The sequence below is a fragment of the Chryseobacterium kimseyorum genome (assembly GCF_025971945.1).
Lineage (GTDB): Bacteria > Bacteroidota > Bacteroidia > Flavobacteriales > Weeksellaceae > Chryseobacterium > Chryseobacterium kimseyorum.
The window spans coordinates 1-8,348 of record NZ_JAPDHW010000033.1 but is presented as its reverse complement, the minus strand read 5'-3'; the positions used below and the strand labels follow the sequence as shown (position 1 = coordinate 8,348).

The window sequence follows — 8,348 nt, the reverse complement described above, 5'->3', positions numbered from 1 at the left end:
TACGGTCTGCGGTCGTCTCATTATGATTGGTAACCAACAGTTGAACAATTGAAACGCCATCCTGCATATCGACAATATACATGTCTGAATCTCCAATTTTTGGTTCCTCGAAATAGAATACGTGATAATTTTTTGAAAACCTTGTCAGAACGTGTTGAGGTCGCTGGAATACAAAATTCCACGACAGATGGCTGAAGCATAGTAAATATTTCATATAATAATGTTAATTTAGGTTAAACAATTTTAGTAAAAGGTCTGATGATTTCATATGACCATAGTCATAGGGAAATGGCATCAATATTAAAAAAATTCGGTATCAATTAACTGAAATATAATCTGTCAACTGACTAAAAACTACAATATGCAATATTCGTACAAAAATGAGAAGCATCATTATATTGGTGGGTATCTGAATGCTCAGTTTTTATTTGCGAGCCATATTACATGTTATAAAGGCTTAGCCAAATTTGCAACAACATCAATGAATTTATTTATCCAACCAGGCGGACATATATTCGCGATTCATTCTGGCAATATTATCTAAAGAAATATGCTTTGGACATTCAACCTCGCAGGCCCCAATTACGGAACAGTTTCCAAATCCCTCGTCATCCATCGCTTTAACCATATTAAGAACACGTCTTTTCGCCTCCACTCGCCCTTGCGGTAATAATGCAAAATGAGAAACCTTTGCTCCTACAAAAAGCATGGCCGCACCATTTGGACAACATGCGACACAAGCTCCACAGCTGATACATGCAGCGGCATCCATTGCTTTGTCTGCATCTTCTTTGTCAACCAATATTGAGTTTGCATCCAATGTATTGCCAGAAGTATTAACTGAAATAAAACCCCCGGCTGCCATAATTCTGTCAAATGAGCTTCGATCGACGATCAGGTCTTTAATTACAGGAAAAGCTTTACTCCGAAAAGGTTCTATAACAATGGTCTGCCCATCGTGAAACATTCTCATATGCAGCTGGCAAGTTGCAATTCCCGTATCGGGTCCATGAGCTCTTCCATTGATATATAAAGAGCACATTCCACAAATGCCTTCCCTGCAGTCATGGTCGAAAGCTACCGGTTCTAAATTTTGCTCAATAAGATTGGCATTTAGTTGATCGAGCATTTCAAGAAAGGAAGACTCCGTTGAAACGTCAGAAATTTTGTAGATCTCAAACAAACCTTTTGAACGGTTATTTTTTTGTCTCCAAATCTTTAATGTTAAATTGAGATTTTGTTTAGTATTCATAATCTTTATATGTGAGGTGATTACCGTCTGCCAGTATGATTGATAAAGCTACAATACAGTAAATTGCATTACTATGAGGAGAGTCATAAAGCACTGAGAATCTAATAAATATTTTTTATCATCGGCAAAAAGGTTTCAAAATAGATTCCGCTTCCTCATTTTTAAGCTTATAACAAAGGTCACTTTAAGAAGGTCATTAAAAAAAAATTTAAAGATAGAAACGTGATGAAATCATGATTTATTAGCATTGATGCACGGCATTGGCACTACATGCTACTCAATGGATGATCTGCAATTACATTTTCTAAGTCTTCGCTTGATTTACATTGATACCGATTGGAACTGCATTTACAACGCTTCATATATTCCACCACTGTGAAGGTTGACTATAGAACCATCAATCATTACCAAACCTTTTAAATCGCTCTCATAGAATGATCGATTTGGATTTCTAAAATTTTTCGTACACGTTTAGTTTCTCTGGCATTTACCAGCATGATCGTTCCATCACCTTTACACACTCCAACGAAACCATTCTGTACAATGAGAACGGTCCCACTTCCTAAACCAAAGCCAAGTAAATCATGATGTTTTACAACCGTATAAGCGAGTTTATTATAGCTTATTTTTTGGGAATACTGTATATCTACAATACAGTTATTCAAAAATCCCAAACCTTGTTGCAGCTCAAGGCGCTTATTCCAAGTAGATCGTGGGGCATCATGTAGCAGATAATTTGAATACAGAAAGCAGTTTAATAGCCTTGAGAAAAGCTTTGAAAATAAAAAAGTCAACTGAGAATCGTTGATTCACCACTCGGATAGAGGTCTTCAGTATTGCTCGAATGAGTATCAAAATTAACTGAAAAAAAACAGCATTAAATGCAGCATGACACAGAACTCGAATCCGTAGAAAATGCAGTAGCAGAGAGGATTAATGGTATCTTGAAACAAGAATTTGACGGGACATTTAAAAGAAATATACTTGATAAATAATTATTAAAATTTAATACCATCTATACATTTCGTTATCAATTACTTTTTATCAGCATTATTCTTTAATCATCAGTCCGATCAGTTAATTATCACGCATACTAAAATATAAATATTAATTGTGATACGTAGGTTATTTTTGCAATAATTCCAGCAGGGAGCGGATGGATGAAAAGCCAAGATAACAATACAAAAACACCTTAAAGAATATTAAGGAGGACATACATGACTACAGAATTGTCAACAATTAATTGTTGCCTCTAATATGCTCCCGAAAGGAAATCGCGATGATTAACTATATCTGCAAAACAATAGTTCCGTTAAGTCCTCCGCGTATAATAACTATTTATTTGTTGTGAAAAATAGTATTAGTTGATGCAATGGCAAAATTGATTAATGTTCAATAGGTTCACTTACAAACTCCGAGTCCTTTTTACACTTGGCATTTTCAAACGCCTTAGAAACCACATCGATCGGAAGATTGATTGCAACTTCAAAACCGTTGCTCAAAAAATAACAAGGATTACCCTCACGATTGAAACTTACCAGACAAATGTGATCTACATTAATTATAACTGGTGCACCTAAAGACTTAGTTCCTTCGATACTGTTTGGTCGGCATATTTTTAAAATTTTAGAAGGATGTATGATGATCAAACCTTCACAACTTGTTCGGATATTATATTTCATATTCATTAAATTAAAATCAGCTAATGACCTCTAAGAATTTCTGAAAGGTTATATAAAATATTAGTCAGACGCATCTATCTTAGTGACCTTTAGCTATACTTATTGTAGTAATGATGTAGAGATACCTACGTTTATTTTTTTTTATTTGTGTTTGCCCATATCTTCGGTGAAGGTTCTTACAAATTATAGTACTAAAAAATTAATTAAAAATGTCTACGTATAACGAAGGTAGATTAACTCTTACAATTGTATTTATGATCACAGTCATAAACGACCTGTAAATATTGACTAACAATCGACTCATTTCACGTCAAGTCCGCTGCAACAATATGACTAAAGTCATGAAATATATATTCAACTGCACATAACTTTACTACGACCGGTGATACACGCCTGTGCCTTAATAAGACTTTAGATAAGACCAGTCATAAATACACATTTTTCTACTATGCTGATTAATAGCAACCTCTTGTTCTCCTTTGGAGCTGAAACTTTGCTTATTGCCTCCGTAGAAGTTATATTTTCAGAAGGAGATCATCCTCATCACTATTATCAAATACCGCGGGGCAGAATCAAGTTGAACCATTTTGATGAAAATGGAAAGGAGATCATACAAAGTATACTGATGCTGTGGTTAAGCGATTGTGAATTACTGCTTTTTATTAATGAAAAATATCCGGTAAATGCCAAAGTACTTTTACCCTGTGAAATTATAAAAATCAAAAAAGATAATTTCTTCCGACTGCTTTCCAAAAATACGGATATTTCGTTGGATAAATTCCTTTCTGAAAGACTATTTCAGAAGTATATGATGATGCAAAGCAATATATCATTGCAGCCTGATATTCGGATCATTGGTGCGCTTAAATATTTCAAAAGTTACAGTAATTTTCAGGAAAAGTATTCATTTGAAGTCAATTTTACGAGAAAGAAGCTGGCATCAATGACCGGCATAAGAATTGAAACTGTTATCAGGACGATTAAGCAAATGGAAAAAGAAAATATTGTAAAACTTGAAAACAGTACAATTTTTTATTAGAATTGCAGAATTTCATCATTTTCCTACAAATCGTATCTATTAAACGGGAATTATACAAATTAATTATTCACATGTCAAAAATAGAAGAAACAGAACTTCGTGGTGGACAAGGTCAGGTCCTGGATCCGGAAACCTATCGGGATTCGATAGGTACGATGGAACAGTCAGGTAAAAGAAAATGGGTATTTCCTAAAAAACCTAAAGGAAGGTATACCAACTATAGAAATATTGTTGCGTATATCTTACTTACGTTTTATTTTGCTGTTCCATTTATTACAATCAATGAAAATCCATTTTTACAATTTGATCTGATAAACCGACAATTCTATATCATAGGATTACCGTTTTATCCTCAGGATTTCTATCTTCTGACGTTGGGAGCAATTGTATCGCTGATCTGTATCATTATCTTTACCATTGCTTTCGGAAGAATTTTTTGTGGCTGGATATGTCCACAAACTATTTTTCTGGAGAATGTTTTCAGGAAAATTGAATATGCCATTGAAGGTGACCGGAACAGACAGATGAAACTTGATCGCCAGGAATGGAATACAGAAAAGATATGGAAAAGAGGATTAAAATGGACAGTCTATGTAATCCTGTCTCTTATTTTTACTCACTTTATGTTTATGTACGTTGTTGGATATAAAGAGGTCATCAGAATAGTATCCGAAGGACCGTTTGCTCATCCGACCAATTTCATTGCAATGATTTTGCTCAGTGCAGCATTTTACTTTGTTTTTGCATGGTTCAGAGAGCAGGTCTGTACATTGGTTTGTCCTTACGGAAGACTTCAGGGAGTACTCATTGATAAAGAAACCATCAATGTATTTTACGATTTTAACAGAGGAGAAAACCGTTCAAAATGGCGAAAAGGAGAAGATAGAAAAGCTGCTGGAAAGGGCGATTGTATCGATTGTTACCAGTGTGTAGTTGTATGCCCGACGGGCATAGACATTCGAGACGGGCAGCAGTTGGAATGTGTGAATTGTACAGCATGTATTGATGCGTGTGATGAAGTAATGGATAAAGTCGGATTACCCAGAGGCCTTGTAAGATATGCCACTGAGACAGAGATCGAAACACGAAAACCAACTCGATTTACCACCAGAATGGCCAGTTTTCTTGTTATTCTTATTGGTTTACAATTTTTATTAGGCTTTATGCTTTACAACCGCGGTGAAATGGAAGTGAAATTCATCAAGCCTGCAGGAAGTACATTTTTCGTTAGAGATAGCAAAATCACAAATACCTACAATTATACTTTTTTAAACAAGTCAAACAAGAAAAAAACAGTAACTATTAAAATCATAGAACCAAAAAACGGTGACATCACGTACAGTGCCTCAAGTAAAATTATTGTACAAAGAGATCAAATTACAAAGGGATCAATCAACATCAGTTTTCCTGAAAATGAAATGGAGTTATCCAAACAAAATATCAGCATCGGAGTATATGGCGAAGATGGCAGTTTGCTAGATAGCTATCAAACGTATTTCGAAGGTCCGTTTAAACTTCAATTTTAGTTATTAATGCTTTTCTTCAATACGTATTGTCCTATCACAAATCAATAAATTTATAGCAGCTTGTGATAAAATTTATTTTCGTCTTTACGTCGAAATATATGATAATTAGTTTATAAATGAAATCTAATTACAAAATATTCAGATGCTTGCCCTACTTTTCAGTTAATGATACGACTGTAGCTGATTAAGAAATTTTGTTAAAATCTCTTCTGTATGTACAACTAATGCGTAGGGAATCCAAACCACTTAGTGCCTCCAATTTATGTGAAAAAACGACTTTTTTTTTATGGAAAATAGAATAATAGGCAAAAATTCATAGGCAGATTGCCTCTTCGGAATACAATATCCTGATACGGCAATATACCAGTCATATTCAAATAGCTTACAGGCATGGCGACCCATAGTCTCGGCGACAAATGTCGAGACGTCCTTACCGTTTTTATTTTCTGCGACATCGACCTTCAGTAGTTTGACGATTTTTTCAGGGCTATGAACGGTTATACCTCCTTAGTAGAATAATTTGTAGTTGGACATTCAGAGAATGCACCCAGCATAATACCTGCTGTCATGCTCTCAGCAATTGAGACTGTTTCCTTTCCATTCATCAAAATTTCGCTGATCTCATTGATGCTTATTACTTTTCCAGTCCTGAGGCAATCGAAATTATCAAGTGATTGGTATTTTTTATGTACACCACACCAACACAGAGCAATGGAAGATATTCTTAGGATAAAACGGCAGTACGTTGCAACCTGCTTTTTTCCTGTCTAGTTGTTATGTCCTATATTCTTTTATGTGATGGTGAATCACATAAATTCTGGCAATGGAATTCAACAAAACTGAATTTTCTCGATAGGGCGTCTTAATAGTTATTTAAAAATCAAACTGTCCTGATCTGTTTTTATTTTGGCTTCCTCTGATTTTAATTGATTATAATTATCATCATCGTCCGGATCACATTTGCAAGAAACAACAATGATGAACAGTAATGCCGTGGTAACAAAAATCTTGAATTTAGTCATGGTTATATTGATGGTTAGTTACATGGTATAGTAAGTAGTGAATGTTTAATTATGCTCCATCTACTTATGTCTGTATATTCATATCAAATATAAACGGTTGTATATATGCTGTCTATGATGATAGTCATAAAGCTTATTTTTTACCGTTAAAAATTACTTCTTGATTACAAGAAGTTTACAGTAAAAGTTTATTACAGCTTGCTCCTTTTATATAGATTTCGAAGATCTCTGCAGCATCTGTGATATCAATAATCATGTTTTTATTACATGAAACAGTACGATTCTGATGATGCATGCAGAAATGCTGATTGTCTATGAGATGATGTCCGGAGGTGCTAAATAAAAAAATTAGCCGACCCTGCATAACAAGCGTCATTGAGATCCTATCTAATTTACTCCGGGTAAGTGCCGTAACAAATTTCGATATTAAAACGCATCTTTTATAATCCACAAAAAACTCCTGAAACTTTCGTAGACAGGAGTACTAACTTACTATACAATATAAAAATTAATCTAAATTTCTCTCTAAACTGCTGAATTTATTGTAAGAGGATTTTAGTTTCTCCAGTTGACTTGCCACAAGAAATGTGCTTTCTGAGCAAAGATCACCGCTGTCTAAAGCTGCTTGATAGCTGCGGATTGCGGCTTTCTCACCAAACATAACATTTTCCAAAGTAGCTTCACTATTATCTCCGCTGAATGAATTTTTCAAATCAATCCATGTTCTGTTTAATGCACCGGCAGTAGTTGAGGTATCGTCTGCTATTCCACCCCTATTAGTAATCAAACCAAGTAGATCAGATTTCATAGTTTGAGATTCTCTAATCATCTCCTCGTAGTTATTTTTTAAGTGGAGATAGTGATCCCATACCTTTTCTTCAACTTTGCTAAAACCTTGTATTCTGTCGTTCGTAATCTTAAGCAAGTCATTTAATGTTGCTACTGTTTTTTTATAATCCAGATAATATTTTAATTGGTATAAAATTCTCAAATAAAGTCTTAAATTATTTCACGGCGGTTTTTGCCTTTTCAGATTCCATCAAGTGATGTTCCAAAGCAGGAATTTTTTTATCTGCAAATGATTTTAAAGAAGCTTCAGATCCTTCTGCAGATTCCTTTTTAAAATCAGCAATTGTTTTCTTATGATCAATCACCATTTGATCTGTGTAAGCACGATCGAATTCAGCTCCTTTTTTGGCTTTTAATTCATCATACTTCTTCTGCTGTTCTACATCTAAATTTGCCGGTAGAGTATACGAATTAGCTAAAGCCCACTGTTTCAACTCATTATTTGCCTTAGTGTGATCTTTCACCATCATATCTGCTAAAGATTTCACAGTTGGGTTCGTTGCATTTTTAACTGCAAGTTCACCGGCCATTACTTCCATCATTCCACCCTTAGCCGCAACATCTGCAAATTTTTTATCCTGATCGCTTATTGGGGCAGCTTCTGAAGTAGTGCCAGATGAGGCAGTCGAATCACTGTTCATGGTCATACTAGAATCAGTCGAAGCAGACATTTCGGTGTGATCTCCCGAATGATCAGCAGCCGTTGTTTCTTTTTTGTTACAAGCAACCACTGTTGCGATTGCTAAAAGCATTACAATTGATTTTTTCATAATAAATTTTAATTGGTTTGATATTTAAAGTTTTGTTGTTGTTATTGTTATAGTTTTGAGAGTTGTCTGAAAAAAAAGCGATCAGATACTTATTTTGGCAGCGACATCAGGCGTGCATGCTGAATTTCAAATCTCTTAGACGGTACATTGGTACTGTCTGTGAGTTCCGAGAATTTCGCATTCATAATCCAGACTTTATCATTAGCCA

At 34.8% G+C, this 8,348-nt stretch carries 8 protein-coding genes and 1 pseudogene; 3 read left to right on the top strand and 6 right to left on the bottom strand.

From position 1 onward, the window contains the following. From OMO38_RS20045 to OMO38_RS20035, 3 genes are all read right to left on the bottom strand, one after another. The coding region (locus OMO38_RS20045) for a hypothetical protein (RefSeq protein ID WP_264751957.1) at positions 1-214 on the bottom strand (214 nt) is incomplete at its 3' end. A 273-nt stretch (positions 215-487) separates the two neighbouring features. Then, entirely contained in the window at positions 488-1,252 is a 765-nt protein-coding gene (locus OMO38_RS20040) for a succinate dehydrogenase/fumarate reductase iron-sulfur subunit (RefSeq protein ID WP_264751956.1), read from the bottom strand. Positions 1,253-1,668: 416 nt separating this feature from the next. Further along, positions 1,669-2,046: a type 1 glutamine amidotransferase family protein gene (locus OMO38_RS20035; RefSeq protein ID WP_264751955.1), complete on the bottom strand. Its 378-nt coding sequence runs from the start codon at positions 2,044-2,046 to the stop codon at positions 1,669-1,671. On the opposite strand from OMO38_RS20035, the pseudogene OMO38_RS20375 reads away from it, so the two are divergent. After that, a pseudogene (locus OMO38_RS20375) lies at positions 1,962-2,211 on the top strand (transposase); the annotation flags it as partial. The gene OMO38_RS20035 and the pseudogene OMO38_RS20375 overlap by 85 nt on opposite strands. A 426-nt stretch (positions 2,212-2,637) precedes the next feature. Here OMO38_RS20375 and OMO38_RS20030 read toward each other — a convergent pair. Next, entirely contained in the window at positions 2,638-2,934 is a 297-nt protein-coding gene (locus tag OMO38_RS20030; RefSeq protein WP_264751954.1) for a hypothetical protein, read from the bottom strand. A 448-nt stretch (positions 2,935-3,382) separates the two neighbouring features. Here OMO38_RS20030 and OMO38_RS20025 point away from each other — a divergent pair, with 448 nt between their 5' ends. Together OMO38_RS20025 and ccoG are read left to right on the top strand one after the other, a co-directional pair. Then, entirely contained in the window at positions 3,383-3,973 is a 591-nt protein-coding gene (locus OMO38_RS20025) for a Crp/Fnr family transcriptional regulator (RefSeq protein WP_264751953.1), read from the top strand. A gap of 71 nt (positions 3,974-4,044) precedes the next feature. After that, complete coding sequence (gene ccoG, locus OMO38_RS20020; protein WP_264751952.1) at positions 4,045-5,499, top strand: cytochrome c oxidase accessory protein CcoG; 1,455 nt, start codon at positions 4,045-4,047, stop codon at positions 5,497-5,499. A 1,530-nt stretch (positions 5,500-7,029) separates the two neighbouring features. On the opposite strand, the gene OMO38_RS20015 is transcribed toward ccoG, so the two are convergent. Both OMO38_RS20015 and OMO38_RS20010 read right to left on the bottom strand, forming a co-directional pair. Next, entirely contained in the window at positions 7,030-7,512 is a 483-nt protein-coding gene (locus OMO38_RS20015) for a PA2169 family four-helix-bundle protein (protein ID WP_264751951.1), read from the bottom strand. 13 nt (positions 7,513-7,525) lie between these two features. Next, complete coding sequence (locus OMO38_RS20010) at positions 7,526-8,140, bottom strand: DUF4142 domain-containing protein (protein WP_264751950.1); 615 nt, start codon at positions 8,138-8,140, stop codon at positions 7,526-7,528. Positions 8,141-8,348 lie beyond the last annotated feature (208 nt).

Excerpts from the sequence above, each read along its gene's own strand:
- OMO38_RS20030 (WP_264751954.1), bottom strand. The coding sequence starts at position 2,934 with ATGAAATATAATATCCGAACAAGTTGTGAAGGTTTGATCATCATACAT.
- ccoG (WP_264751952.1), top strand. The coding sequence starts at position 4,045 with ATGTCAAAAATAGAAGAAACAGAACTTCGTGGTGGACAAGGTCAGGTC.
- OMO38_RS20040 (WP_264751956.1), bottom strand. The coding sequence starts at position 1,252 with ATGAATACTAAACAAAATCTCAATTTAACATTAAAGATTTGGAGACAA.
- OMO38_RS20025 (WP_264751953.1), top strand. The coding sequence starts at position 3,383 with ATGCTGATTAATAGCAACCTCTTGTTCTCCTTTGGAGCTGAAACTTTG.
- OMO38_RS20010 (WP_264751950.1), bottom strand. The coding sequence starts at position 8,140 with ATGAAAAAATCAATTGTAATGCTTTTAGCAATCGCAACAGTGGTTGCT.